The 25254-nt window shown below is 72.6% G+C and carries 25 protein-coding genes; 17 read left to right on the top strand and 8 right to left on the bottom strand.

The features are described 5' to 3' along the window. Positions 1–45: 45 nt before the first annotated feature. Positions 46–423: an ATP-dependent DNA ligase gene (locus HQQ79_RS17505; RefSeq protein ID WP_071245963.1), complete on the bottom strand. Its 378-nt coding sequence runs from the start codon at positions 421–423 to the stop codon at positions 46–48. A 106-nt stretch (positions 424–529) separates the two neighbouring features. Beyond that, on the bottom strand, positions 530–1288 hold the full coding sequence (locus HQQ79_RS17500; RefSeq protein WP_173035927.1) for an AraC family transcriptional regulator: 759 nt from the start codon (positions 1286–1288) through the stop codon (positions 530–532). 196 nt (positions 1289–1484) lie between these two features. On the opposite strand from HQQ79_RS17500, the gene HQQ79_RS17495 reads away from it, so the two are divergent. The 3 genes from HQQ79_RS17495 to HQQ79_RS17485 are packed head-to-tail and all read left to right on the top strand — an operon-like array spanning position 1485 to position 2810. Continuing rightward, entirely contained in the window at positions 1485–1652 is a 168-nt protein-coding gene (locus tag HQQ79_RS17495; RefSeq protein WP_173035374.1) for a hypothetical protein, read from the top strand. Beyond that, the gene (locus HQQ79_RS19235; RefSeq protein ID WP_216852646.1) at positions 1649–2611 is read left to right on the top strand and encodes a helix-turn-helix transcriptional regulator; all 963 of its coding nucleotides are present in this window, start codon (positions 1649–1651) and stop codon (positions 2609–2611) included. The genes HQQ79_RS17495 and HQQ79_RS19235 overlap by 4 nt, the downstream gene beginning before the upstream one ends. A 7-nt stretch (positions 2612–2618) precedes the next feature. Beyond that, positions 2619–2810, top strand: a complete 192-nt coding sequence (locus tag HQQ79_RS17485; protein WP_173035925.1) for a hypothetical protein — start codon at positions 2619–2621, stop codon at positions 2808–2810. On the opposite strand, the gene HQQ79_RS17480 is transcribed toward HQQ79_RS17485, so the two are convergent. From HQQ79_RS17480 to xylA, 3 genes are all read right to left on the bottom strand, one after another. Further along, positions 2803–3804 carry an acetylxylan esterase gene (locus HQQ79_RS17480; RefSeq protein ID WP_173035923.1) on the bottom strand — a complete coding sequence of 334 codons (1002 nt, stop codon included), beginning with the start codon at positions 3802–3804 and terminating at the stop codon, positions 2803–2805. The two genes, HQQ79_RS17485 and HQQ79_RS17480, sit on opposite strands and share 8 nt — an antisense overlap. An 82-nt stretch (positions 3805–3886) precedes the next feature. Continuing rightward, positions 3887–5392, bottom strand: a complete 1506-nt coding sequence (xylB, locus tag HQQ79_RS17475; RefSeq protein ID WP_173036028.1) for a xylulokinase — start codon at positions 5390–5392, stop codon at positions 3887–3889. A gap of 32 nt (positions 5393–5424) precedes the next feature. Continuing rightward, positions 5425–6618 (bottom strand): xylose isomerase, encoded by a 1194-nt coding sequence (xylA, locus tag HQQ79_RS17470; protein ID WP_027464459.1) that lies wholly within the window; start codon positions 6616–6618, stop codon positions 5425–5427. Between the two features lie 97 nt (positions 6619–6715). Here xylA and HQQ79_RS17465 point away from each other — a divergent pair, with 97 nt between their 5' ends. The 10 genes from HQQ79_RS17465 to HQQ79_RS17420 all read left to right on the top strand — a co-directional run bounded on the left by HQQ79_RS17465 (position 6716) and on the right by HQQ79_RS17420 (position 18292). Further along, a complete protein-coding gene (locus HQQ79_RS17465) occupies positions 6716–7912 on the top strand; it encodes a Gfo/Idh/MocA family protein (protein ID WP_250897988.1) in 1197 nt (398 codons plus the stop codon). Next, entirely contained in the window at positions 7909–8616 is a 708-nt protein-coding gene (locus HQQ79_RS17460; protein WP_173035920.1) for a ThuA domain-containing protein, read from the top strand. The genes HQQ79_RS17465 and HQQ79_RS17460 overlap by 4 nt, the downstream gene beginning before the upstream one ends. Continuing rightward, positions 8601–9737, top strand: coding sequence for a Gfo/Idh/MocA family protein (locus HQQ79_RS17455; protein ID WP_367948121.1), 1137 nt, complete (start codon positions 8601–8603; stop codon positions 9735–9737). The genes HQQ79_RS17460 and HQQ79_RS17455 overlap by 16 nt, the downstream gene beginning before the upstream one ends. A 34-nt stretch (positions 9738–9771) precedes the next feature. Further along, positions 9772–10821, top strand: coding sequence for a sugar phosphate isomerase/epimerase (locus tag HQQ79_RS17450; protein ID WP_051596489.1), 1050 nt, complete (start codon positions 9772–9774; stop codon positions 10819–10821). Positions 10822–10991: 170 nt separating this feature from the next. Further along, positions 10992–12272, top strand: a complete 1281-nt coding sequence (locus HQQ79_RS17445) for an ROK family transcriptional regulator (protein WP_173035918.1) — start codon at positions 10992–10994, stop codon at positions 12270–12272. Further along, a complete protein-coding gene (locus tag HQQ79_RS17440; protein ID WP_173035916.1) occupies positions 12269–13300 on the top strand; it encodes an NAD(P)-dependent alcohol dehydrogenase in 1032 nt (343 codons plus the stop codon). Before HQQ79_RS17445 ends, HQQ79_RS17440 begins: the two co-directional genes overlap by 4 nt. Before the next feature lie 234 nt (positions 13301–13534). Continuing rightward, entirely contained in the window at positions 13535–14917 is a 1383-nt protein-coding gene (locus HQQ79_RS17435; RefSeq protein ID WP_173035914.1) for an MFS transporter, read from the top strand. Positions 14918–15049: 132 nt separating this feature from the next. Further along, positions 15050–16477: a bifunctional UDP-N-acetylglucosamine diphosphorylase/glucosamine-1-phosphate N-acetyltransferase GlmU gene (glmU, locus tag HQQ79_RS17430; RefSeq protein WP_173035912.1), complete on the top strand. Its 1428-nt coding sequence runs from the start codon at positions 15050–15052 to the stop codon at positions 16475–16477. A 61-nt stretch (positions 16478–16538) separates the two neighbouring features. Further along, positions 16539–17516 carry a ribose-phosphate diphosphokinase gene (locus HQQ79_RS17425; RefSeq protein ID WP_027464468.1) on the top strand — a complete coding sequence of 326 codons (978 nt, stop codon included), beginning with the start codon at positions 16539–16541 and terminating at the stop codon, positions 17514–17516. Continuing rightward, on the top strand, positions 17513–18292 hold the full coding sequence (locus tag HQQ79_RS17420) for a putative protein N(5)-glutamine methyltransferase (protein ID WP_173035910.1): 780 nt from the start codon (positions 17513–17515) through the stop codon (positions 18290–18292). The genes HQQ79_RS17425 and HQQ79_RS17420 overlap by 4 nt, the downstream gene beginning before the upstream one ends. Positions 18293–19015: 723 nt before the next feature. Here HQQ79_RS17420 and HQQ79_RS17415 read toward each other — a convergent pair. After that, positions 19016–20650 carry a molybdopterin-dependent oxidoreductase gene (locus tag HQQ79_RS17415; protein WP_173035908.1) on the bottom strand — a complete coding sequence of 545 codons (1635 nt, stop codon included), beginning with the start codon at positions 20648–20650 and terminating at the stop codon, positions 19016–19018. Between the two features lie 109 nt (positions 20651–20759). Between HQQ79_RS17415 and HQQ79_RS17410 the strand changes: the two genes are divergently transcribed. After that, the gene (locus HQQ79_RS17410) at positions 20760–21542 is read left to right on the top strand and encodes a hypothetical protein (protein WP_173035906.1); all 783 of its coding nucleotides are present in this window, start codon (positions 20760–20762) and stop codon (positions 21540–21542) included. 98 nt (positions 21543–21640) lie between these two features. Here the strand turns inward: HQQ79_RS17410 and gndA are convergent, their stop codons facing one another. Further along, positions 21641–23098, bottom strand: coding sequence for an NADP-dependent phosphogluconate dehydrogenase (gene gndA, locus HQQ79_RS17405; RefSeq protein ID WP_173035904.1), 1458 nt, complete (start codon positions 23096–23098; stop codon positions 21641–21643). Between the two features lie 112 nt (positions 23099–23210). Here gndA and HQQ79_RS17400 point away from each other — a divergent pair, with 112 nt between their 5' ends. The 3 genes from HQQ79_RS17400 to HQQ79_RS17390 all read left to right on the top strand — a co-directional run bounded on the left by HQQ79_RS17400 (position 23211) and on the right by HQQ79_RS17390 (position 24504). Beyond that, a complete protein-coding gene (locus HQQ79_RS17400; protein WP_173035902.1) occupies positions 23211–23750 on the top strand; it encodes a gluconokinase in 540 nt (179 codons plus the stop codon). Positions 23751–23926: 176 nt separating this feature from the next. After that, a complete protein-coding gene (locus tag HQQ79_RS17395; protein WP_173036022.1) occupies positions 23927–24130 on the top strand; it encodes a ribbon-helix-helix protein, CopG family in 204 nt (67 codons plus the stop codon). Further along, positions 24127–24504: a type II toxin-antitoxin system death-on-curing family toxin gene (locus tag HQQ79_RS17390; RefSeq protein WP_173035900.1), complete on the top strand. Its 378-nt coding sequence runs from the start codon at positions 24127–24129 to the stop codon at positions 24502–24504. The genes HQQ79_RS17395 and HQQ79_RS17390 overlap by 4 nt, the downstream gene beginning before the upstream one ends. Positions 24505–24534: 30 nt before the next feature. Here the strand turns inward: HQQ79_RS17390 and HQQ79_RS17385 are convergent, their stop codons facing one another. Beyond that, on the bottom strand, positions 24535–25134 hold the full coding sequence (locus tag HQQ79_RS17385) for a class I SAM-dependent methyltransferase (protein ID WP_173035898.1): 600 nt from the start codon (positions 25132–25134) through the stop codon (positions 24535–24537). Positions 25135–25254: the final 120 nt, after the last annotated feature.

The following is a 25254-nucleotide window of genomic DNA, read 5'->3' as shown; positions in this document are numbered from 1 at the left end:
GGACGACGGCGAGCAGCGCGGACCGGCGTCCGCGCGGCGCTCCGGTCAGGAGGCGCTGATGGTCGTGGTGGGGCGTGCCGGCGGGGCCCCGGCGACGTCGTCGGCGGAGACCGGGCCCTCGGCGTCCGTCGGCTCCGGGCTCAGGACGAGGCCGGAACCGCTCGCCGCGCTGGCGTAGAGCTCGTCGAGCCAGGAGCGGTTCACGCTCGGGGACTTGCCGCCGGCGAACTTGAAGTGCAGTCCGCAGTACGGGTGGATCCAGATGCTGCTGCGGCCGCCGCCGACGGCGGGGTCGTCCTTCCACGAGAAGACGAAGCTCTCCCCGCGGCGGATGAGGTTCACGATGACGATCTGCAGGTGCGTGAGCGCACGGTCGTCGAGGCGGAGCTCGAGGGGTTGCGAGTCGTAGATGAGCTGGCCCATGGCGCTGCCTTCCGTTGGATGGGGCCCGCCGCACGTGCCGGACCCGCGGGGTCCATCCTCCCTCGGTTCTTCGCCCCCTGGCGCTTTTCGTCCATCGACGGCGTGATCAGTCCCGTTCCGTGCCGGTGGCCGACGGCGGGACGGCCGGTGCCGACCACGGCGGGAGCTCGGCCGACGGGTACCCGCCGTGCTCGTCGGGCGCCCGCAGCATCGGGTTGACCGCGCGCAGCCGGATGCCGGAGGTGTCCCCGGCGGCCCCGCGGACGGCGCTCGCCAGCAGGAACGCGACGACGTCGGCCGTGCTGCCGTCGGGGTCGTAGCCGTGCCAGGGGCGGTCGTCGCCCTGGGCACGGCGCAGGGCGCTGGCGAACGTCACGTCGGCGTCGTCGACCTCCACCTCGCAATCGAGCACGATCCGGAAGCGTGATCCCTCACCCGGGGACCCGGCGAGGTCCGACGTGGCGCGGGGGTCCGGGTCCTCCGGGTCGAACGACCGGAGCGCCGCGGACGGTGCGGTGCCGAAGGCGGCACGGTACTCGGCCGCCATCCGGCCGGCGTTGCTGAAGTGCCAGTGCTTCGCGACGTCCGCGATGGTGCGACGGTCGGCCGGTGTCATCGACAGCAGGTCGCGGCGGACGCCCTCGAGCCGTACCCCGCGCAGGTACGACGCGGGCGAGGTCTGCAGCTCCCGCCGGAACGCGCTCTGCAGGCCGCGCGTCGACAGGTGTGCGGCGGCGGCGATGTCCGGTACGGAGATCGCGTCGCGGGCGTGGGCGTGCACGAACCGCAGCGCCTCGTGCACGGTGCGGGACAGCCGTGCTCCGCCGTGCTCGGGACCACTCGCCGTGGTCGGTGCCTGGTCCATACGTGGAGGGTACGAGTCGATCGGGTGGATCGGCCTCCGACGCCACGACGCCGCCGTTATCCGGGGTGCGCGGATGTGGATCGCACCCGTTCGGGGGCCATTGTGGACCCCGGTGAGGGCGCTTATCGTCCAAGAGGTACTCAAACTGTCCCCCTCCGAACAGGGTCGGAGGCACGGGGACAGATCGGAGGATCTGATGAGTGGTTACGAGCGTGCACCGGGGGTCGCCCCGGTCCACATCACCTCCTACCGGGCTCGGGAACGCGCTGCCCGACGCGGGTGGATCGTGCAGTCCGAGGACGACGTCGACCGCGAGCGGTTCACCTTCGCGGACCTCCGCGCCCGGCGAGGATCGGGCCAGTGAGCAGCGACACCGTCCCGCGGGTCGCCGTCGGCCACGCGCCCCGGACGGCCGAGCGGTGCGGCCGGACCCCCGCGGACGCCGTCCGGACGGTGCGTGCCGTGTACGACGGTCGCGACGTCCGGTTCGCACCCACCGACCGGTTCGCGTTCCGCCACCGGACGGTGCGCCACCACAACGTCGCACTGCTGTCGTCGGCGGTGTCGACGACCACCGCCGCTTCGTTCACGCCGGACGGCACGCCGGTGCTGGCGTGGTCCACCGCGGGGTGCCTGCGGGTCGACGACGACGCGCCCGCCCAGCCCGGCGTGCCGGTGCTCCTGCCGACGAACCGACCGTTCACGCTGATCGTGCCGGCGGGGACCGTCCAGGTGCTGCGGGTGGACGGTGGCTTCCTCGACGCCGTGAACGGGGTCGTGTTCGACCACCGCTTCGCCGGCCGACTGCGATCCCGCCCGGCCGATGCCGAGGTGTCCCAGCTGCTCGCCCGCATCGACGCGGTCGCCGTCAACGCGCTGCACCCCGACCGCAACCCGGGCGGCCACCTGTCCGCACAGGTGCTGCTGGCCGAGGCCGTCCTGCGGGCCTTCGGCGGGACGGACGCCGGACCCGCTGCACGGCCGGTGCGCCGGACGGTGAACACCGTGCAGCTCGCGCAGGCCTGGCTCGCGGAGCACTGCGACCGGCCGCTCCAGCTCGCGGACGTCTGCGGGGCCGTCGGGGTCAGCTCCCGCACGCTCCAGGAGAACTTCGTGCAGCACGTCGGCGTGAGCCCCATGACGTACCTGCTGCAGGTCCGCCTCGACCGGGTCCGGATCGCACTCCAGCTCGCCGACCGCGCGCAGACGACGGTGGCCGAGGTCGCGCACCGGTGGGGCTTCCGCCACATGGGGCGGTTCTCGAGCACGTACTTCCAGCGCTTCGACGAGTACCCGAAGAAGACGCTCCAGACGAGCACCTGACCCGCCCGTGCGTACCCGACAACAGCGGCTGACCGGGCTGGCGGAGCGGATCCTGCTCCACCAGCCCGACGTCGTGCCGGACAGCATCCTGTTCGAGTGGGGCGACCACCGCGGTGACTGGGAGCAGACCCTCACCGTGCACTACGACGTCGGGGGCGGGAGCGCCGGCCCCCACCACCGGCACCACTACTTCATCTGACGGAGCGCTGCAGCCGGTCCGCCAGGAACGCCGCCTGACGCTCCCAGTGTCGGAAGCCGCCACCCTCGTGCCCGTTGTACGGGTACACGACGATCTCGCGGTCGGAGGAGCCCAGGGCGTTGAACGCGGCGAAGGTCGTCCGGGGCGGCACGACGTCGTCCATCAGCGCGACCGAGAACAGGGCCGGGGCGGTGATGCCGGCGGCGTGGTTCACCCCGTCCAGGTACGCGGCGGTCTCCCACACGCGCTCGGCCGCGTCGCGGTGGACGGCGAGGTACTGCGCGAGCTCCAGGTACGGACCCCCGACCGCGACGTCGGTGCCGTTCCGCCAGTCGGCCAGGAACGCCACGTCGGGCAGCACCGCGGCGACCGGCCCGACGTGTGCCTCGACCAGGGCCGCCGCGGCGATCGTGATGCCGCCGCCCTGGCTGCCGCCGGTCAGGGCGATGCGCTCGGGGTCGATCCCGGGCAGCGTCCGCACCGCCTCGACGAGCCGCACGGCGTCGGTGTAGACGCGGCGGTAGTAGTGGTCGGCCGGTGAGCCGATGCCGCTCGTCATCCAGCCGCTGGCGTGCGGGGCGGAGCCGTGCGGGTCCGGGGTGTCACCGCCGGCCCACCCGGAGCCCTGGCCGCGGGTGTCCATCACGACGTGCACGTACCCGGCGAGGGCCCAGTGCACGCGCTCGCCCGGGCGACCACGGCCACCGCCGTAGCCGAGGAACTCGACGACGACCGGCAGTGCGCCGCGGTCGTCGACCACCGGACGGTTGACCCAGGCGCGCACCGGGTCGCCGGCGAACCCGGGGAACGTCAGGTCTTCGACGACGAGACCCGTCACCGGGGTCTCGGCGGGCACGAGGGTCGTCTCGAACCCCTCGCCGGCGGTCCGGGCGGCGGCGATCGTGTCCGCCCAGAAGGCGTCGAAGTCGGCGGGACGACGGACGTCCGAGCGGTGGGCGCGGAGCGCGTCGAGGGGCAGGTCGGTCAGTGGCATGGGGGTCCTCCGGGGACGATGATGCCCCCGGCGCCCTGGTGGAGGGCGCCGGGGGCGGGGAGTGTCGGATCCGGTGCGTCGGTCAGCGCGCCGCGGCGCGGTACTGCTCGAGCACCTCGGGGTGCGGGTCGGACGGCACGGTGGTCGTCGCGGTGTCCCACGTCGGCAGTGCGCCGGTGAGCGCCCACGCGGCCTGCTTCGCAGCACCCGCGGCGACGTACTCGCCGGGCTCCGGCACCAGGACGTCACGGCCGAACACCTGTGCGGCGACGGTGCGGACCGCCGGGTTCCGCGCAGCGCCGCCGATGAGCAGCAGCCGCTCGACGGTCACCCCGGTGTCCTGCACCGCGGCCAGTCCGTCGGCGAGGGCACAGAGCATCCCCTCGACGGCCGCCCGGGCCAGGTGCGCCCGGTCGGTGGTCGCCGGCGTCATGCCGAGCAGCGACGCGGTCGCGTCCGGGCGGTTGGGCGTGCGCTCGCCGACGAAGTACGGCACCAGGACGAGGCCGTCGGCCCCGGCCGGCGCCTGCAGCGCCAGCTCGCCGAGTGCGTCGTGGTCGACGCCGAGCAGGCCGCCGATCACCTCGAGCACGCGGGCCGCGTTGAGCGTCGTGACGATCGGGAGGCGCGACCCGGTCCCGTCGGCGAAGCCCGCCACGGTCCCGCTCGGGTCACGCACCTCGGCGTCGCTGACCCCGAAGACCGTGCCGCTGGTGCCGAGGGACACCGCGACGTCGCCAGGGCCGAGACCCAGGCCGAGCGCTGCCCCGGCGTTGTCGCCGAGTCCGGCGCCGACGACGAGGCCGGTCCGGGCGACCGCGCCGCCGGGCAGCTCGACGTCGGTGGACAGGGTGCCCATGGCCTCGTCGGGAGCGACCACGCGGGGCACGACCACGGCGTCGTCGTCCCCCATCGACGCCGGACGCATCGGCCGCCCGAGCGCGAGCTCGAACAGCTCCGGGTCGTACTCGCGGCGCACCGGGTCCCAGTACGCCGTGCCGCTGGCATCGGACGCATCCGTCGCCAGGGCGTCGAGGTCGGGGCCGAGCGGGCTCTCGTCCGCCGGGCCGTGGCCGCGGAGCCGCCACGACAGCCAGTCGTGGGGGAGCGCCACGGCCGCGACGCGGGCCGCGTTCTCGGGCTCCGCGTCGCGGAGCCACCGCAGCTTGGTACCGGTGAACGACGCGACCGGCACCAGCCCCGTCCGGGCGACCCACGCCTCCTGGCCGAGCTCGTCGACCATCTGCGCGGCCGCGTCCGCACTGCGCACGTCGTTCCAGAGCAGGGCGTCGCGGACCACGCGGCCGTCGGCGTCGAGCGCGACCATGCCGTGCTGCTGCCCGGCGATGGCGACGGCACCGACGTCGTCGAGGCCGCCGGCGTCCGCGACGGCGGCACCGAGGGCGTCCCACCAGTGGCGGGGGTCGACGGACGTGCCGTCCGGGTGGGACGCGCGTCCCTCGCGGACGACCGCACCGGTCGCGGCGTCACGGATGGTGACCTTGCAGGACTGGGTCGACGAGTCGACGCCGGCGACGAGCTGGCGCTCGTCCGTGTTCTCAGCCCCCTCGGCGGCAGGCCGCCTCAGCGCGCGGAATGCAGCCGCTGGCGCGTCTGCCTTCAATTCCGCGCGCCCATCAGGTGCTCGATGGCGAGCTGCTGCAGGCGGACGAAGCCGAAGCCCTTGCCGCCGAAGTAGGCGTCGGCGTCGAAGTCCTCGTAGGCGGAACGGTCGGCGAGGAACGTGTCGTACGACTCGCCGTCGTTGAGCGTCGGCGTCGACAGCTCGCCGACCTTGGAGGCCTCGAGCGCCGCCTGCACCTCGGGGTCGGCGCGGAACGCCTGCGCACGCTCCTTCAGGAGCAGGTACATGCGCATGTTGGCCGACGCGGAGTCCCAGACGCCGGTGATGTCCTCGGTGCGGCTCGGCTTGTAGTCGAAGTGGCGCGGGCCGTCGTACGCCGGGCCGCCCTGCGGGGCGCCGTGCTCGAGCAGGTCGACGAGCGAGAACGCGTTCTGCAGGTCGCCGTGACCGAACACCAGGTCCTGGTCGTACTTGATGCCGCGCTGACCGTTGAGGTCGATGTGGAAGAGCTTGCCCTGGTAGAGCGCCTGGGCGATGCCGGCCGTGAAGTTCAGGCCCGCCATCTGCTCGTGGCCGACCTCGGGGTTGATGCCGAACAGCTCCGGACGCTCGAGCGTCTCGGTGAAGGCGATCGCGTGGCCGAGGGTCGGCAGGAGGATGTCGCCGCGGGGCTCGTTCGGCTTCGGCTCGATGGCGAACCGGATGCCGTAGCCCTTGTCGGTGACGTACTGGGCGAGCAGGTTGACGGCCTCGCGGTAGCGCTCGAGCGCGGCCTGCACGTCCTTGGCGCTGTCGTACTCGGAGCCTTCGCGGCCACCCCACATCACGAACGTCGACGCGCCGAGCTCGGCGGCGAGGTCGATGTTGCGGAGCACCTTGCGGAGCGCGAAGCGGCGGACCTGCCGGTCGTTCGAGGTGAAGCCGCCGTCCTTGAAGACCGGGGCGGAGAACAGGTTCGTCGTGACCATCGGCACGACGAGCCCGGTCGACTCGAGCGCACCCTTGAGGCGGTCGATCTGGGTCTGGCGTTCGGCGTCGGTCGAACCGAACGCGAACAGGTCGTCGTCGTGGAAGGTCAGGCCGTAGGCCCCGAGCTCGTCGAGCTTCTCGACCGCCTCGACCACGTCGAGGGCGGGTCGGGTCGGCCCGCCGAAGGGGTCGGAGCCGTTGTAGCCGATGGTCCAGAGACCGAAGGAGAACTTGTCTGCACGGGTGGGCGTCGTTGCCATGGTGGTCACCGTTCGTCGTCGAAACAAAATGTTGCCGCGCCCAACATAAGCGGTAGTGTTGGCTGTGGCAAGCACGTGATCGCAAAGGAGCGAGCGGATGGCAAGTGAGTCGACGGTGCAGCAACGACTGCGGGTCGCGATGGTGGGGCACGGCTTCATGGGAGCCGCACACTCACAGGCGTGGCGGACCGCCCCCAGGTTCTTCGACCTCGGCACCGAGCCGGAGATGGCGGTGATCGTCGGGCGTGATCCCGGACGCACCGAGGCCGCTCGGCAGCAGTACGGCTGGCAGGCGGCGTCCACCGACTGGCGGGCCGTCGTGGCCGATCCGGACATCGACGTGGTCGACGTCGTGTCCCCGGGGTCCTCGCACGTCGAGATCGCGATCGCCGCGCTCCAGGCCGGCAAGCACGTCCTGTGTGAGAAGCCGCTCGCGAACACCGTCGCCGAGGCCGAGGCGATGACCGCCGCCGCCGACGCTGCCCGTGCACAGGGTGTCCGGGCGATGGTCGGGTTCAGCTACCGCCGGGTGCCGGCCATCGCGTTCGCCCGGCAGCTGGTGCAGGACGGCCGGATCGGCACCGTGCGCCAGGTCCGTGCGCTCTACCTGCAGGACTGGCTCGCCGACGCCGACGGCCCGATGACCTGGCGCCTCGACAAGTCGCTCGCGGGCTCTGGGGCGCTCGGTGACATCGGCGCGCACGCGATCGACCTGGTCGAGCACGTCACGGGCGCGTCGCTCGCCACCGTGTCCGGCACCCTCGAGACCTTCGTGACCGAGCGTCCGCTGATGGCCGAGGGGGTCGGGCTCTCCGGCACCGCGTCGAGCGAGCGCGGGCAGGTCACCGTCGACGACGCCGCGTTCTTCACGGCGCGGCTCGACGGCGGCGCGGCCGACGGCGCGATCGGCACGTTCGAGGCGACGCGCTACGCGACCGGGCGGAAGAACGGTCTGACGCTCGAGATCAGCGGTTCCGAGGGCGCGATCCAGTTCGACCTCGAGTCGATGAACGAGCTCCGGCTGTACGAGTCGAACGCCCCGGCGGGGGAGCAGGGGTTCCGCCGCATCCTCGTCACCGAGCCCGAGCACCCCTACATGGCCGCGTGGTGGCCGACTGGGCACCTCATCGGGTACGAGCACACCTTCAGCCACCAGGTGAAGGACTTCGTCGACGCCATCGTCGCCGGCACCGACCCGTCGCCGTCGTTCGCCGACGGCCTGCACGTGCAGCGGGTCCTCGACGCGGTCGAACGCAGCGCGGCCGCCGGCAGCACCTGGACGGCGACCTCGTGAGCGCCGCCGAGCAGACCCGCCAGGCGCTCGTCGTCCGCGGCGGGTGGGACGGCCACCAGCCCGTCGAGACCACCGACCTGTTCATCCCGTTCCTGCAGGACCACGGCTTCGCGGTCCGGGTCGAGGGATCGCCCGCCGTGTACGCCGACCAGGAGAACATGGACACGGTCGACCTGATCGTCCAGGTGAACACCATGACGACCATCGCCGCCGACGAGTTCGCCGGTCTGCAGCGGGCCGTCCTGAACGGCACCGGCCTGGCCGGCTGGCACGGCGGCATCGCGGACTCGTACCGCGACAACGCCGACTACCTGCACATGATCGGCGGGCAGTTCGCCCACCACGCGGGCAAGCACCCCGACGAACGGGTCGGGGAGCAGTCCGACAACTACATCCCCTACACGGTGCACATCACCGACCTCGGGCACGAGCACCCGATCACGCAGGGCATCGAGGACTTCGACCTCGTCACCGAGCAGTACTGGGTGCTGAGCGACGAGTACGACGACGTCCTCGCCACCACCACGCAGGAGGCCCGCTCGTGGGACCCCTGGAACCGGCCGGTCACCGCACCGGCGATCTGGACCCGGCAGTGGGGGAAGGGACGCATCTTCGTCTCGGCCCCCGGACACCGGATCGAGATCGTCGAGTCGCAGCCGGTCCGCACCATCATCGAACGGGGACTCCTGTGGGCAGCAAGGTGAACGAGGGGGTGCTCCGCGGCGCTGCTGCCAAGCCGCTCCGCGTCGGCGTGGTCGGCGTCGGGGTCATCAGCCAGCAGTACTTCGAGCACTTCCCGGCCCTGCCCGGCCTCGAGCTCGCCGCGGTCGCCGACCTCGACGTCGCCCGTGCCCAGCAGGTCGGTGCGGCCCAGGGCGTGCGCGGGACCACCGTGGACGACCTGCTCGCCGCCGACGACGTCGACGTGGTGCTCAACCTGACGATCCCGGCCGCGCACGCCGACATCGCCACCCGGGCGCTCGCCGCGGGCAAGCACGTCTACGGCGAGAAGCCGCTCGCGATGTCCACCGCCGAGGCCGCACCGGTGCTCGAGGCCGCCCGCGCCGCCGGCCTGCGCGTCGGCAGCGCCCCGGACACCGTCCTCGGCACGGGCATCCAGACCGCACGGGCCGCCCTCGACGACGGCGCGATCGGCACCCCGGTCGGTGCCGCCGTCGCCTGGAGCGCACCCGGGCACGAGCTCTGGCACCCCGCGCCGGCGTTCTACTACCAGCCGGGCGGCGGACCGCTCCTCGACATGGGGCCGTACTACCTGACCAGCCTCGTCACGTTCTTCGGGCCGGTCGTCCGGGTCAGCGGCAGCGCCACCCGCTCCACCCGCGAACGGACGATCGCCACCGGGCCGAACGCCGGCACGTCGATCCCGGTCGACATCGACACCCACGTCGTCGCGATCCTCGAGCACGAAGGCGGGGTGGTCTCCACCGTGACCGTCTCGTTCGAGGTGTGGGCCACCCGCGCCCCGCTGTTCGAGGTGTACGGCACCGCCGGCACCCTGGGCGTCCCGGACCCGAACCGGTTCTCGGACACCGTGTCGATCGCCACCGCCGACGACCGCTCGTGGCGCGACCTGCCCGTCGCCGCCGGGTACGCCGACGCCGGCCGCGGTTACGGCCTCGCCGACATGGCGCACGCGATCGCGACGGACCGGCCGCACCGAGCCTCCGGCGACCTCGCGTTCCACGTGCTCGAGGTCATGGAGGCGGTCTCCGCCGCCGCCCGAGACCACTCGGTCGTCGACGTGCACTCGCGCGTCGAGCGACCCGCCACCGTCCCCGCCGGGTCCGCACCCGGATCCTGGTGACGGAACCCGACCACCGCGAAGAAGGACGACGACGATGACGACGACGGACGCGAGCGACACGACGGAGACGACCCGGGCCTCCAGGCCGGTCACCCTGTTCACCGGACAGTGGGCCGACCTGCCCTTCGAAGAGGTCGCCCGGCTCGCCGGCGAGTGGGGCTACGACGGGCTGGAGATCGCCTGCTGGGGCGACCACCTGGACGTCCGGCGCGCCGCGACGGACCCGGAGTACGTCGCCGAGCGCAAGGCGATCCTGGAACGCCACGGGCTCCAGGTCTGGACGATCGCCAACCACCTGGTCGGCCAGGCCGTGTGCGACGACCCGATCGACCAGCGGCACGAGGACATCGTCCCGCCGCACGTGTGGGGCGACGGCGACCCCGAGGGCGTGCGGCAGCGTGCAGCCGAGGAACTGCAGTGGACCGCCCGCGCCGCCGCGGCGCTCGGGGTCGACACCGTCACCGGCTTCTCCGGCTCGTCGATCTGGAAGACCGTCGCCGGGTTCCCGCCCGTGCCCCCGGGGATGATCGACGCCGGGTACCAGGACTTCCACGACCGCTGGTCACCGATCCTCGACGTCTTCGAGGAGGTCGGGGTCCGGTTCGCACTCGAGGTGCACCCGTCCGAGATCGCCTACGACTACTGGACGGCCAAGCGCACTCTCGAGGTGTTCCAGGACCGGCCGGCGTTCGGGTTCAACTTCGACCCGTCGCACTTCGTCTGGCAGGACCTCGACCCCGCGGCGTTCCTGCTCGACTTCGCCGACCGGGTGTACCACGTGCACTGCAAGGAGTCGGTGAAGCAGCTCGACGGGCGCAACGGGCGGCTGTCCTCGCACCTGCCGTGGGGCGACCCCCGGCGCGGGTGGGACTTCGTCACTGCCGGCCACGGGGACGTGCCGTGGGAGCGGGTGTTCCGCGTGCTGAACCACATCGGGTACGCCGGCCCGACCAGCGTCGAGTGGGAGGACGCCGGCATGGACCGGCTCGTCGGCGGGCCCGAGGCGCTGGCGTTCGTCCGGCAGCTCGGTACCATCGCGCCGCCGGACGCCGCGTTCGACGCCGCGTTCTCGCAGTCGCGCTGACCGGGCCGTCGCGGTCGGTCGCCGCCGCGGTCGGTCGCGGTCGCCGTCGCGGTCGCGGTCGCGGTCGCGGAGGTTTCGCGCTGCGCGACAGTTCACGGGCTCGTCGGTGCGAAACTCGTCGCTCAGCCCGAAACCCCACCCACGACCGCACCCACCAACGAGGAGGACCCATGGCACGGCAGCCCACGGCGACGCCGGGCAACGCCGCGCGCGTCCTCCGGCTCGTCCACGAGGACGGCCCCGTCACCCGCGCCGAGCTCACCCGGCGCACCGGCCTGAACCGCTCCACCATCCTCGCGCTCGTCGGGGAACTCGTCGACGCCGGTCTCGTGCACGAGGAGACCCCCGCCGCGGGGACCCCCGGTACCGGTGTCGGACGGCCGAGCGGAGTCGTCCGGGCGTCCGGCGACGTCCTCGCCGCCGCGGTCACGGTCGAGATCGACGCCGTCGGAGTAGCCCTCGTCGGCCTCGACGGCACCGTCCGCGACCGGCTGGTCGAGCCGCAGACCACCGTGCCCACCGCGGCGCAGGCGATCGACGCCGTCGCCCGGGTCCTCGTAGCACTCCTCGCCCGCACCGGACCCGCGGCCCGGATCGTCGGGGTGGGCGTCGCGGTGCCCGGCATCGTCCGGGTCGAGGACGGCACCGTGCGCGACGCCCCACACCTCGGATGGCGTGACGAACCCCTCGCCGCACCGCTCGCGGAACGCCTGGGGCTGCCGGTCCGGGCCGCGAACGACGCCAACCTCGGTGCCTGGGCGGAACGGCTGTACGGCAGCGCCCGCGGCGTCGACGACCTCGTCTACCTGAACGGCGGCGCGAGCGGCATCGGCGGCGGGATCGTCAGCGCCGGCCGGCCCTTCAGCGGCGCCGACGGGTACGCAGGCGAGCTCGGGCACACCTTCGTCGCGGCGAACGGGATCCGCTGCCACTGCGGTGCGGTCGGCTGCCTGGAGACCGAGGCGTCGCGCTCCGCACTCACCGCGGTCACCGGGACCCCGCCGGACGACCTCGACGCGCTCGCCGCGGCACTCGCCGAGGGCCGGCCCGAGCTCGAGCGGGTCGTCGACCGACAGGTCACCGCGCTCGCGACCGCACTGCGGAACGCCATCCACACCGTCGACCCCGAGGTCGTCGTGCTCGGCGGGTTCCTCGGTGCGCTGCTCGGACACGTCGGCGACCGGATCGAAAAGGACGTCCGGGCGCAGACGATGGCCGCCATGACCGACCGGCTCCGCATCGTCCCGGCGGCACTCGGCCGCGACGTCCTGGTCCGTGGCGCTGCCGAGATCGGCTTCGCGGAGCTGCTGCGCGACGCCACCCTGCCCGCGGCGCCGGCGCCGGCGCCCGCGCCAGCGCCGGCGACCACGCCCGCAGCGTCCGCCGCCGACCCCTCCACCACCCACACGTCCGGCCGCGACGACGCGGCCGAGGAAGCGAGAACCGCATGACCTCCACCCAGCGCACCAGCGTCCTGCTCGGCACCCAGGACCTCACCGTCGAGGACCGCCCCGTCCCCGCCGTCGACCCGGGCGACGTGCTCGTCCGCGTCGCCGCCGTGGGGGTCTGCGGCTCCGACGTGCACTACTTCCGCCACGGCCGCATCGGCGACTTCGTCGTCGAGGAGCCCCTCGTCCTCGGCCACGAGCTGTCCGGCACGATCGAGGCCGTCGGCGAGGGCGTCGACCCGTCCCGCGTGGGGGAGCGCGTGGCCATCGAGCCGCAGCGCCCCTGCCACCGCTGCGCGCAGTGCCTGGCCGGCCGCTACAACCTCTGCCCGCACATGCGCTTCTACGCGACGCCGCCGGTCGACGGGGCCTTCACCGAGTTCGTCACCATCGAGGCCGAGTTCGCGCACGTCCTGCCCGACGCCGTGTCGTTCGAGGCCGGCGCGCTCCTCGAACCCCTGTCCGTCGGCATCGCCGCCGTCCGCAAGGCGGGCATCGTGCCCGGTTCGTCGGTGCTCATCGCCGGCGCCGGTCCGATCGGCATCATCTGCGCCCAGGTCGCGAAGGCCTTCGGTGCGTCGCGCATCGTCGTCAGCGACCTGGTGCCGGAGCGCCGTGCGCGGGCCCTGGAGTACGGCGCCACCGAGGTCGTCGACCCCACCGCCGTGTCCGTCGCGTCCGACATCGTCCCCGTCGACGCGTTCATCGACGCCAGCGGTGCACCCCGTGCGGTGTCGGACGGCATCAAGGCGGTCGGCCCGGCGGGTGCCGCGGTGCTGGTCGGGCTCGGCAACTCCGAGATGACACTGCCGGTCGAGCACATCCAGAACCTCGAGGTCACGGTCACCGGGATCTTCCGGTACACGAACACGTGGCCGATCGCCATCGAGCTGGTCGCGTCCGGGCAGGTCGACCTCGACTCGCTCGTCACCGGTCGCTTCGGGCTCGACGACGTCCGCGAGGCCCTCGAGAGCGACACCGACCCGGAGTCGCTCAAGTCCGTCGTCTACCCCGGCGGCGTCCCGGCCTGAGCCACCGGCGCGTCGTCCGGTGCGAGGTTCCGTACTCCGTGACGGCGCGCAGACCTCGCACGGAGTGCGGGACCTCGCACCAAAGCGGGCGACCCCGCGGACGCGCACGCGGGGTGCGGGCGCGCGGACAAGGCGGACGGGAGGCGCGGGGCCAGGCCGCCCCGCGCCTCCCGTCCGGCACGTGACCCGGAACGGGGCCACCGCCGTGTCACCGGGACGCGCTACGGTTCGCGCATGACCGCTTCACCGGCCGCCGTCGTGCCGCAGCGCACCGACCGGCGCGCGCTCGTCTCCTGGGCGCTCTGGGACTGGGGTTCCGCCGCGTTCAACGCGGTCGTCACCACCTTCGTGTTCAGCACGTACCTGGCCAGCCGGGCGTTCGTGGACCCGGCGCTCGTCGGCGACACGTCCGCGGCCGGCAAGGCGATCGTGGAGCGCGAGCTCGCGCACAACGCGGCCGTCGTGTCCACCGCACTGACCATCGCGGGCATCGTCGTGGCCCTGGTGGCACCGGCCATGGGGCGGCTCGCGGACTCGTCCGGACACCGCCGCCGGTCGGTCCTCATCGCCACGATCGGCGTCGCGCTGTCGATCGGCGGCATGGTCTTCGTGGCGCCGAGCCAGCCGTACCTGCTGCTCGGCGCAGCCCTGCTCGGCATCGGCACCGTCGCCTACGAGATCGCGAGCGTGGGCTACAACGCGATGATCGGGCAGGTCGCCTCCGGGGAACGCACCGGCCGGGTCTCCGCCATCGGGTGGGCGGCCGGGTACTTCGGCGGGATCGTGCTGCTCGTGGTGCTGCTCGTGCTCTGCATCCAGGACTTCCGGGGCGACGGGGTCGTCGGCGGGCTCCTGCAGCTGCCGGCCACCGTCGCCACCGGGCAGTGGGACGTCCGCGTCGCGATCGGCATCGCCGCCGTCTGGCTGGCCGTCAGCTCGATCCCGCTGTTCCTCACCGTGCCCGAAGCGGTGCCCGACCGCACCCGCGGCGGCGGCGTGTTCAGTGCTTACGCGGACCTCGGCCGGGACATCGCGCGGCTCTGGCGCGAGCGGCGCAACGTCCTCGCCTTCCTGCTCGCCAGCGCGGTGTTCCGCGACGGCGTCGGGGCCGTCTTCACGTTCGGCGGGATCGTCGCCGCGCAGGTGTTCGGGTTCACGCCGTCGCAGGTCATCCTGTTCGCCATCGCCGCGAACGTCGTGGCCGGCATCGCGACGTTCGTCTCGGGACGCCTCGACGACCGGTTCGGGTCGCGTGCGCTCATCATGGTCTCGCTCGTCGGCCTCGCCGTGTGCGGGGTCGGGGTCTTCGCCGCCGGCAACGAGACGCAGTGGTTCTGGGTGCTCGGGCTGACCCTCGCCGTGTTCGTCGGCCCGGTGCAGTCGTCGTCCCGCGCCTACCTGGCGCGGCTGGCGACCCCCGGCCGCGAGGGCGAGCTCTTCGGCCTCTACGCCACCACCGGCCGGGCCGCGTCGTTCCTCGCGCCGGCGCTGTTCGGCGTGGCGGTGACCGTCGGTGGGTCGACCCGGTTCGGGATCCTCGGCGTGGTCGTCGTGCTCATCGCCGGGCTGGTGCTGATGGCGTTCGTCAAGCGGGAACCGCAGGGCGCGCGGGCCTGATCCACGGCGGGCCGTCGGCGCGGCCTGGAGGCGCGGTGCCGGTCCGTCCACAGGCTGCGGTTCTGCGCACGGTTCCGCACAGTGCCGTGGTCGCGTCGGACGGCCCGGGCTGCGGTGCGCCAGGATGGGTGCATGACCGACCAGCGCATCGCCGTCGTCGTCCTCGCCGCCGGGCAGGGCACGCGCATGAAGTCGTCCACGCCCAAGGTGCTGCACCGGCTCGCCGGACTGCCGCTCATCGGGCACGTCCTGCGCACCGCGTCGTCGCTCAGCCCCGAGCACGTCGCCGTCGTCGTGCGGCACGAGCGGGACCTCGTCGCGGCCGAGGTCGTCGAGCGCGCCCCCGACGCGATCGTCGTCGACCAGGACGACGTCCCCGGCACCGGCCGCGCGGTCGAGGTGGCGGTCGAAGCACTGCCCGCCGACTTCGACGGCGCCGTCGTGGTGCTGTCCGGCGACGTCCCGCTGCTCGACACCGCATCGCTCCGGCTCCTCGTCGACGCCCACGTCGGTGGCGGCAACGGGGCGACCTTCGTGAGCGCGATCGCCCCGGACCCGACCGGCCTCGGACGGATCGTGCGGGATGCCTCCGGCGCCTTCGTCAGCGTCGTCGAGCACAAGGACGCGACGGCCGAACAGCTGACCATCACCGAGGCGAACGCGGGCATCTACGCGTTCGACGTGGCACGCCTCCGGGCGGCCCTGCCGTCGCTCACCACGGCGAACGCCCAGGGCGAGAAGTACATCACCGACGCCCCCGCGCTGATCAGCGAGCGGGGCGGGCGCATCGACGTGGTCACCCTGACCGATCCGTGGCTCGTCGCCGGCATCAACGACCGTGCGCAGCTCTCCGACGCCGCGCGTGAACTCAACGCCCGCATCGTCCGCCGCCACCAGCTCGCAGGCGTCACCGTGCAAGATCCGGCGACCACCTGGATCGACCTCGACGTCACCATCGAGCCCGACACCGAGGTCCTGCCGGGCACCCAGCTCATCGGCGCCACCGCGATCGCCGCAGGCGCCGTCGTCGGGCCGGACACCACGCTCCGCGACACCGAGGTCGGGGCCCGCGCCACCGTGAACCGCGTCGACGCCACCCTCGCCGTGATCGGGGACGGCGCCTCGGTCGGCCCGTTCGCCTACCTGCGGCCGGGCACGATCCTCGGAGACGACGGCAAGATCGGCACCTTCGTCGAGACGAAGAACGCCCGGATCGGTCGCGGCAGCAAGGTCCCGCACCTGTCCTACATCGGCGACGCCGAGGTGGGCGAGGACTCCAACATCGGCGCGAACACCATCACCGCGAACTACGACGGCGTGCACAAGCACCGCACCGAGGTCGGCTCGAACGTCCGTACAGGCTCGCACAACGTGTTCGTCGCCCCCGTTAGGATTGGTGACGGTGCGTACACCGGCGCCGGGACCACCGTCCGCAAGGACGTTCCGGCAGGATCGCTCGCGATCAGCTACGCCCCACAGCGCAACACCGACGGATGGGTCGAGGAACACCGACCCGGCACACCGGCGGCCGAGGCTGCTCGGCTCGCGAACGGCGAATAGATCCCGGCGACCACCCGTCGCCGACATCGACCCCTCGTGGGTCAGGGAGTGAGCACCGCACTTGTCCGGAATCAAGACAACCGGCCAGAAACGACTCGTCCTCGTCTCGGGGCGAGCACACCCGGCGCTCTCTGCCGAGATCGCGGAGGAGCTCGGGGTCGACCTCGTGCCGACCGATGCCCGGACCTTCGCGAACGGTGAGCTCTACGCCCGCTTCGACGAGTCGGTCCGTGGCTGCGACGCCTTCGTCATCCAGTCGCACACGGCGCCGATCAACGAGTGGCTCATGGAGCAGCTCATCATGGTCGACGCGCTGAAGCGTGCCTCGGCGAAGCGCATCACGGTCGTGGCGCCGTTCTACCCGTACGCCCGCCAGGACAAGAAGGGCCGCGGCCGCGAGCCGATCTCGGCCCGCCTCGTCGCCGACCTGTTCAAGGCCGCCGGCGCGCACCGCATCATGAGCGTCGACCTGCACGCCGCGCAGATCCAGGGCTTCTTCGACGGCCCCGTCGACCACCTGTTCGCCATGCCGGTGCTGCTCGAGCGCTTCCGTCAGATCCTCGACCCGAAGACGCTCACCGTCGTGTCGCCCGACATGGGCCGCGTCCGTGTCGCCGACATCTGGTCCGAGAAGCTCGGCGCCCCGCTCGCCATCATCCACAAGCGCCGCGACCCGCTCGTGCCGAACCAGGTCTCGGTGCACGAGATCGTCGGTGACGTCAGCGGCCGCGTGTGCCTGCTCGTCGACGACCTCATCGACACCGGCCGCACGATCGCCAAGGCTGCCGAGGCGCTCAAGAACGCCGGCGCCACCGGTGTCGTCGTCGCCGCGACCCACGCCGTCTTCTCCGACCCGGCGACCGAGCTGCTGCAGAGCGAGTTCATCGACCGCGTGGTCGTGACGGACACCCTGCCCCTGCCGATGGACAAGCGCTGGGACCGCCTCGAGGTCCTGCCGATCGCCCCGCTCATCGCCCGTGCCATCCACGAGGTCTTCGACGACGGCTCGGTGACGTCGATGTTCGACGGCGCCGCTTGACACATCCCGCGCGTGACGCCCTCGCGGCCCGGCTCCGGGCCGCGGGGAGCGTCTTCGCCGAGGACGAAGCCGACCTGTTGCTCGAGGCCGGTGACGGTGAGCCGGTGCGACTCCGCACCCTCGTGCAGCGTCGGCTGGCCGGTGAGCCGCTCGAGTACGTGCTCGGCTGGGCCGCCTTCGACGGGCACCGCATCCGGGTGACCCCCGGCGTCTTCGTGCCGCGAGCCCGCACCACCGTCGTCGTCGAGCAGGCTGCGCGTCGGCTGCAGCGCTACGACCGCGTGGTCGACCTGTGCTGCGGCGCCGGCGCGATCTCGGTGGCCCTGTTCGGTCGGGTCGGCGCGCTCGACCTCGTCGCCACCGACATCGACCCGGACGCCGTCGATGTCGCAGCCGAGAACATCGGCGACCGCGGCATCGTCGTCGCGGGTGACCTGTTCGCGCCGTTGCCCGATCGGTTCCGCGGCGCCGTGGCGGTCATCGCGGTGAACGCCCCCTACGTGCCGACGGCCTCGATCGAACTCATGCCGACCGAGGCCCGCGAGCACGAACACCGCGTCGCCCTCGACGGAGGTGTGGACGGCCTCGATCTGCACCGCCGGATCGCCGCGGGTGCGGGGGAGTGGCTCCGTCCCGGTGGCGCCGTGGTCATCGAGGTGTCCGAGGCCCAGGCCGAGGCGTCCGCCGCTGCGTTCACGGCCGCGGGCTTCTCCACCGTGGTCGAGCGGGACGCCGAGGTCGACGGCACCTGCGTCGTCGCGACCCTGCCTGCCTGACCAGGTCTGCCTGGCCCCGGTCTGCCTGCCTGGCACTGGCACCGAGCGGTCACGACATGCCGCTCAGGTTCGCCGTGGCGGCACGAAGTGTCGCCTGCGCGCCCACGAACCGACGCTTTCTGCACCCCCGGCGTGACGCACGTGGCGTGTCGCGCGCCCAGGGCGAGGGGCGGGGCGGGCCGGCACCGGGCCTCCAGGCCGTCGGGTGACCGGAGCGCGCCGGCGGTGGGCGGTCACGACATGCCGCTCAGGTTCGCCGAGGTGGCACGAAGTGTCGCCTGCGCGTCTGCTAACCGACGCTTTCTGCACCCCCGGCGTGACGCACGTGGCGTGTCGCGCGCCCAGGGCGAGGGGCGGGGCGGGCCGGCACCGGGCCTCCAGGCCGTCGGGTGACCGGAGCGCGCCGGCGGTGGGCGGTCACGACATGCCGCTCAGGTTTGCCGTGGCGGCACGAAGTGTCGCCTGCACGTCCGCGAACCGACGCTTTCTGCACCCCCGGCGTGACGCACGTGGCGTGTCGCGCGCCCAGGGCGAGGGACGGGGCGGGCCGGCACCGGGCCTCCAGGCCGTCGGGTGACCGGAGCGCGCCGGCGGCGGGCGGTCACGACATGCCGCTCAGGTTCGCCGAGGTGGCACGAGGTGTCGCCCGAGCGCCCACGAACCGACGCTTTCTGCCACCTCGACGGCAATCAGCGGGCGTGTCGCAGACCCACTCCCGGACGGTCAGCGCGCGTCGACCGTGACCGTGTGCCAGCCCGTCGCACCGTTGGGTGCCGGCGGCCGGTCCACGCTCGTCTGCACCTCGCCGTCCGCACTGGTCGCGCGCACCTCGATGCGGTGCGAGCCGGCGGTCGGCGTCCACCGCACCACCCACTGTCGCCAGGTGTCCGCGGAGACCGAGTCGGCGAGTTCGGCGCGCTGCCAGTCGCCGCCTCCGACGCGGACCTCGACGGCCTTCACGCCCTTGTGCGGCTGCCATGCGACCCCGGCGATCGCCACCGGCTTGCCCGCGGTCACCGTCGACCCGTTCCGCGGGGTGTCGATGCGGGACTCGAGCTTGACCGGGCCCCGCTCCGACCAGCCACGCGGGGTCCAGTAGCCCTGCGCGTCGGCGAACCGGGTGACCTCGAGCTCGGTGACCCACTTCGTCGCCGAGACGTACCCGAACAGGCCCGGCACGACCATCCGCACCGGGAACCCGTGCTCGGTCGGCAGGGGCTCGCCGTTCATCCCGACCGCGAGCAGCGCCGCGGTGCCGTCGTCCTGCAGCACGTCGAGCGGGGTGCCGGCGGAGAACCCGTCGATGCTCCGTGAGAGCACCATGTCGGCGTCGCCCGTCGGACGTGCTCGGGCGAGGAGCTTCCGGATGGGGTAGCCCAGCCAGCGCGCCGTGCCGATGAGGTCACCGCCGACCTCGTTCGACACGCAGCTCAGGGTGGCCACGTGCTCCTCGAGCGGCAGCGCGAGCAGCTCGTCCCACGTCAGCGTGATCTCCTGCTCGACCGCACCGTGGATGCGGAGCGACCAGTCGGCGGGATCGACCTGCGGCACGCGCAGCGCCGTGTCGATCCGGTAGAAGTCGGCGTTGGGCGTGATGTAGGGGGTGATGCCGTCGACGTCGAGCGACGCACCCGCGGGGACCGCCGGTGCAGCGGTCGCCGCGGCGGGCAGCCGGATGGCCCGCCTGGCAGCAGCGGCCGCCTGCATCGCGGACGACCCCAGCCGGGAGGCGGTGCCCACCACGACCGCGACGGTCGCCGTCGCGACGCCCCAGACCAGGAACGTCCGGCGCTCCGTCGACGCGGGTCGCGGTGCCGCCGTCGGCACGGTCGCCGCGGCCTCCCACCGGCGCAGCCTCTGGAGCAGCAGGCGCAGGACGACAACCGCTGCCGCGATGCCGAGGACCGTCGGGGCACCGTCGAGCGTCCCGCTGCCCGAGCGGGTGCTGACGGCCAGCAGCGCCAGCACACCTCCGGCGGCGAACACGAGGGCGCCGAAGGGTGGGCGCACGCGTTCGAGGACACCGGCACCGGCACTGATCGCGATGACGATCACCGTCATGAGCACGAACAGGGCGACCTTGTCCCCGGTGCCGAACACGGCGACCATGAAGTCCTTCGCACCCGGGGGAGCGAGGTCGATGACGGCGGACCCGACGGCGACCAGGGGGCTGCCCGCTCCGCCGAGCAGCAGCGCGCCGAACTCGGCGACACCGAGGAACGCGGCGGCGGCCACGACGCCGACGATCGCGGCGATCAGCGTCCAACGTCGGGTCGCAGGGCCGTCGGGCCCGCTCGGGCCGTCCGACGGACCCGCCGTCGATCGCCCGATCGGTTCGTCCGTCGTCTCGGTGGTCACCGCCCGAGCGTAGGTCTCCCGGCCGCTCGTGGGCTGTGTGTGCGGGCTTCCCCGCGCGTTCATCGGGTTCGGCCAGCAGGTGGTGCGCGGCTCGTGGGAGGATCGGACCGTGCTGCAGCGTCCGGATGGTGTCCCGCGGTCCGGTCGTGCCCGCGGTGCACGGCGGACACCGATGTCTCCGGCACGTCGACTCGCCACCCTGCGCTGGGTGATCGTCGCCGTCTGGCTGGTCCTCCTGATCACCCGGATCGTCGTCGTCTCGACGGCGCCGGGCGTCGACCTCTCCTGGTACGGCATCGTCGAGTTCGGCGCGATCGCTCTCGGCGTCGTGGTCATCGTGGTCGCCGTCGTGCGGACCGCGACGGCACGGCGGCGGCAGGCGGACGAGGCCCTCGCGCTCGCCATCCGGCGGATCGACCCGACGGTGTGGCTCGTGCCGGCGGCGCCGACACCGGAACTCCGTGGCATCGTCGACGAGGTCCGTCCGGACACCCACCTCGGTTCGCGCGTGACCTGGGCCTTCGGCGCCACCGAGGCCTCCCTGTGGGAACTCGACGAACGACGGGCGACCCGGCTGCTCGTGATCCGGTGGAGTCGTGTCGTGCACGTCGGACTCGAGGACGTGGCGGACGGCTTCGACGGCTGGGGACGACTCGGCGGTGCAGCAGCAGCCGACGGCGCGGGGCGACCCGGCGGCTCGCCGCGACCTGGCGGTCCCGATGGTGCTCGCCGCGCGTGTGCGGTGGCGATCCACCACGTGCGACCGGACGACACCCCCGCCGTGGCGACCTTCTTCGTCCGGAGCGCCCCGGGTTCGCGTCGGCTGCTCGGGCGCGGTCCGCGGCTGGACCGACTCGTCGCCGACCTGGCACGGGAACGCATCGTCGCCTGACGCAGCGGAGGGCCCCGGGTTCAACGAGGCCCTCCTCGCGATGCCCCGCACGGACCACGGTGGTCGGCAGCGAGCGCGGCAGCGGCAGCGGGCGGTCGTCAGTGCGTGGACGGCTCCTGCTCGACCTCGCGGCGGTCGTCGTCGGACCACAGCGTGTGGAAGGTGCCGTCCTTGTCGATGCGCTGGTAGGTGTGTGCACCGAAGAAGTCGCGCTGGCCCTGGATCAGCGACGCCGGCAGACGGTCGGACGCGAGCGAGTCGAAGTACGACAGCGCGGACGAGAAGCCCGGCGCGGGGACGCCCGACGCGGCCGCGATGCCGACGATGCGGCGCCAGGCGGCTTCGCCCTCGGCCACCGCGTTCGCGAAGTACGGGTCGACCAGCAGCGACTCGAGCTTCGGGTTCTCGGCGTACGCCTCGACGATGCGGTTCAGGAACTGGGCACGGATGATGCAGCCGCCCCGCCAGATCTTCGCGACGTTGCCGAGGTCGATGTCCCAGCCGTACTCCTTCGCCCCGGCGATGATGAGGTCGAACCCCTGTGCGTACGCGACGACCTTCGAGGCGTAGAGCGCCGCACGGACGTCGTCGGCGAAGGTGTCCGGCACCTCGGCGATCTGCGGGCGGTTCTTGACCGACTTCTGCACGGCGGCACGCTGCGTCGGCTTCGACGAGACGGCGCGGGCGAACACGGCTTCGCCGATGCCCGATACGGGGATGCCCAGGCCGACGGCGTTCTGCACGGTCCAGACGCCGGTGCCCTTCGAGCCGGCCGCGTCGCGGATGACGTCGACGAGCGGCTTGCCGGTGTCGGCATCGCGCTGCTTGAGGACCTCCCCGGTGATCTCGATCAGGTAGGACTCGAGGTCGCCCTTGTTCCACTCGTCGAAGACCTGCACCAGGTCCTCGACCGAGAGCCCGCCGACGCGCCGGAGCAGGTCGTACGACTCGGCGATGAGCTGCATGTCGGCGTACTCGATGCCGTTGTGCACCATCTTGACGAAGTGCCCGGCGCCGTCGGTGCCGATGTGGGTCACGCACGGTTCGCCTTCGGCCACCGCGGCGATCGACTTGAGGATCGGCCCGAGCGTCTCCCAGGCCTCCTTCGAGCCACCGGGCATGATCGACGGGCCCTTGAGCGCGCCCTCTTCACCACCGGAGATGCCGGTGCCGACGAAGTTCAGCCCCTTCTCGCGCAGATCGTGCTCACGTCGGATGGTGTCGTGGAAGTTCGCGTTGCCACCGTCGACGATGATGTCGCCCGGTTCGAACCGTTCGGCGAGCTGCCCGATCACGGCGTCGGTGCCCTTGCCGGCCTGCACCATGATGATCGCGGTGCGCGGCTTCGACAGCGAGGCGACGAACCCGTCGATGTCCTCGGACGCGATGAACCCGGCGTCGCCGTGCTCCTGGATCAGCTCCTCGGTGCGGGCGTACGTGCGGTTGTAGACCGCCACCGTGTTGCCTTCGCGCGATGCGAGGTTGCGGGCGAGGTTCGAGCCCATCACTGCGAGTCCCACGACTCCGATGTTCGCCTGACCGTTGTTGTCTGCCACGGGGGCCTCCTTTGTCCTGACGTTGGCGCCCAACCTACGACCGGTGGTCTGGGACCGCACAGGTGTTCCGGGAACTGGGGACCAGAGTTCACCGGATCAATACTGTGGAGGGATGAGCGAGCTCGCTGTCCACCCGCCCGTCCTCGTGATGGGGGTCTCCGGCTCCGGCAAGTCCACCATCGGCCAGGCGCTCACCGACGCCCTGGTCGCGCAGGGCGAACCGTGCGTCTTCGTCGACGCCGACGACCTGCACCCGGTCGCCAACAAGGAGAAGATGCGGCAGGGCACCCCGCTCACCGACGAGGACCGCTGGCCGTGGCTCGACGCCTGCGCCGAGCGGATCGCCGCGGTCGAATCGGACGGCTCCCGGTGCGTGATGGCGAACTCGGCGCTCAAGCGCGCCTACCGGGACCGTCTGCGCGAGTCGGCGCCGGGTCTCGTCATCGCCTTCCTCGACGGGTCGCGCGACCTGATCGCCGAACGGCAGTCCCACCGCCAGCACGAGTACATGCCGACGACGCTGCTCGACTCGCAGTTCGCGACCCTCGAGCGGCCGCAGCCCGACGAGGCCGCCGTCGCGGTGTCGATCGACGGATCGGTCGACGACACCGTGCGGGAGATCCTCGCCGCGCTCGCGGTCACCACCGACTGACGAGCGTCGACGACTTGCGACGGATCCTGGCGGTTCCTCCACAGGGCGCAGCACGGCCGTCGCCATCCCCAACCGATCCCCGGTCCCGTCTACTTCGAGGCGGACGCTCGTACCGTCGTTCCATGACCACGATCACTGCAGCCCGTTCAGATACCACTCTTGGTACCATCGACCCCATGGCCATGACCCTCCGACTCGACGATGCCGAGGCAGCGGCGTTGCGCAAGCGTGCTGACCTCGAGGAGCGCTCGATGCAGGAAGTCGCCCGCGCCGCCATCCGCGAGTACGTCGAGCAGCACAGCCGCAGCGATCTGATCGACGGCGTCCTCGACCGAGAACTCCCGCGCTACGCAGAGGCGCTCGAACGACTCGGCAAGTGATCCACCTCACGACCGACGAGGCGTTGCACGTCGCTCGTCGGACCCTGGGGGCTGACTACGCGATCCGCGACGTCGGACTGCTCGACGCGGCGGTCGCGCGACCCGCCGCGTCGGTGGGCGGGAACGATGCCTACCCGACGCTGGTCGAGAAGGCGGCGGCGCTCGTCCACTCCGCCGTCCGGAACCATGCCCTGGTCGACGGCAACAAGCGCCTCGGGCTGATGCTGCTCGTGGTCTTCCTCGGCGTGAACGGGGTCCGGCTCCACGCCTCGAACGATCAGGCGTACGACTTCATCGTCGCGATCGCCGAAGGGGAACTCGACGCCGTACCGGAGATCGCTGCGGCTCTGAGCTCGATGGTCTCGGACGCCTGAACGGCGGCTTGGACGGGGAACGGTCAGCGATCAGCGGCGCACCGCACTGATCGCCCCGTGCGGCCGGTGCCCCGGGTCCGTGCGGGTGTGGACGTCCACGACGTCGAAGCCCGCTTCGTCCAGCAGCGCCGCCAGGGACACGACCGGCCAGCGGTAGGCGGTGATGACCGCGTGGTCGAAGGCTTCGACCGCAGCGCCCTCGAAGAACCCGAGCAGCAGCCCACCGCCGGGGGTGAGCACCCGACGGAACTCGTCGAGTGGCCCACCGATCCGCGACGGTTCGTGGTGGATCACCGAGTACCAGGCCAGGACCCCGTCGACGCTGCCGTCCGCGAGCGGGAGCGCGTCGAGCGACCCGACCCGGAAGTCGACCGAGGCGCCGTGCGTCCGTCGTGCGTGCTCGACGAACTCCGGCGCCGCGTCGATGCCGCTGACCCGGTGCCCCTGCTGTGCGAGGTGCGCCGTCCAGTGACCGGGGCCGCACCCGGCGTCGACCAGGGCACCGCTCTGACCGGCCGCCCAGGCGTCGACGAGGGCTCGGTCGTCGGGGTGGACGGCGTCCATCGACCCGAGCAGCGCCGCGTACTCGTCGGCCCGAGCGCTGTACGCCGCCGTCACCCGCTCCGTCATGCGCCCGACCGTACCGCCGCAGCGCCGAACCGTGCGAGGTTCCGTGTTCCGTGCAACCCGGCAACCCTCGCACCGAGAACGGAACCTCGCACCAAGCAGCAACACCGCGCTGCGCCAAGT

It is taken from the genome of Curtobacterium sp. VKM Ac-2852, assembly GCF_013205045.1.
Lineage (GTDB): Bacteria > Actinomycetota > Actinomycetes > Actinomycetales > Microbacteriaceae > Curtobacterium > Curtobacterium flaccumfaciens.
The sequence above is the reverse complement of the archived record's forward strand: the minus strand, read 5'-3'. Positions and strand labels throughout refer to the sequence as shown.

What these genes read in the sequence shown, in the direction of transcription:
- HQQ79_RS17505 (WP_071245963.1), bottom strand. Translation starts at nt 423, where the DNA reads ATGGGCCAGCTCATCTACGACTCGCAACCCCTCGAGCTCCGCCTCGAC.
- HQQ79_RS17500 (WP_173035927.1), bottom strand. Translation starts at nt 1,288, where the DNA reads ATGGACCAGGCACCGACCACGGCGAGTGGTCCCGAGCACGGCGGAGCA.
- HQQ79_RS17495 (WP_173035374.1), top strand. Translation starts at nt 1,485, where the DNA reads ATGAGTGGTTACGAGCGTGCACCGGGGGTCGCCCCGGTCCACATCACC.
- HQQ79_RS17480 (WP_173035923.1), bottom strand. Translation starts at nt 3,804, where the DNA reads ATGCCACTGACCGACCTGCCCCTCGACGCGCTCCGCGCCCACCGCTCG.
- xylA (WP_027464459.1), bottom strand. Translation starts at nt 6,618, where the DNA reads ATGGCAACGACGCCCACCCGTGCAGACAAGTTCTCCTTCGGTCTCTGG.
- HQQ79_RS17465 (WP_250897988.1), top strand. Translation starts at nt 6,716, where the DNA reads ATGGCAAGTGAGTCGACGGTGCAGCAACGACTGCGGGTCGCGATGGTG.
- HQQ79_RS17450 (WP_051596489.1), top strand. Translation starts at nt 9,772, where the DNA reads ATGACGACGACGGACGCGAGCGACACGACGGAGACGACCCGGGCCTCC.
- HQQ79_RS17445 (WP_173035918.1), top strand. Translation starts at nt 10,992, where the DNA reads ATGGCACGGCAGCCCACGGCGACGCCGGGCAACGCCGCGCGCGTCCTC.
- HQQ79_RS17440 (WP_173035916.1), top strand. Translation starts at nt 12,269, where the DNA reads ATGACCTCCACCCAGCGCACCAGCGTCCTGCTCGGCACCCAGGACCTC.
- HQQ79_RS17435 (WP_173035914.1), top strand. Translation starts at nt 13,535, where the DNA reads ATGACCGCTTCACCGGCCGCCGTCGTGCCGCAGCGCACCGACCGGCGC.
- glmU (WP_173035912.1), top strand. Translation starts at nt 15,050, where the DNA reads ATGACCGACCAGCGCATCGCCGTCGTCGTCCTCGCCGCCGGGCAGGGC.
- HQQ79_RS17400 (WP_173035902.1), top strand. Translation starts at nt 23,211, where the DNA reads ATGAGCGAGCTCGCTGTCCACCCGCCCGTCCTCGTGATGGGGGTCTCC.
- HQQ79_RS17395 (WP_173036022.1), top strand. Translation starts at nt 23,927, where the DNA reads ATGGCCATGACCCTCCGACTCGACGATGCCGAGGCAGCGGCGTTGCGC.
- HQQ79_RS17385 (WP_173035898.1), bottom strand. Translation starts at nt 25,134, where the DNA reads ATGACGGAGCGGGTGACGGCGGCGTACAGCGCTCGGGCCGACGAGTAC.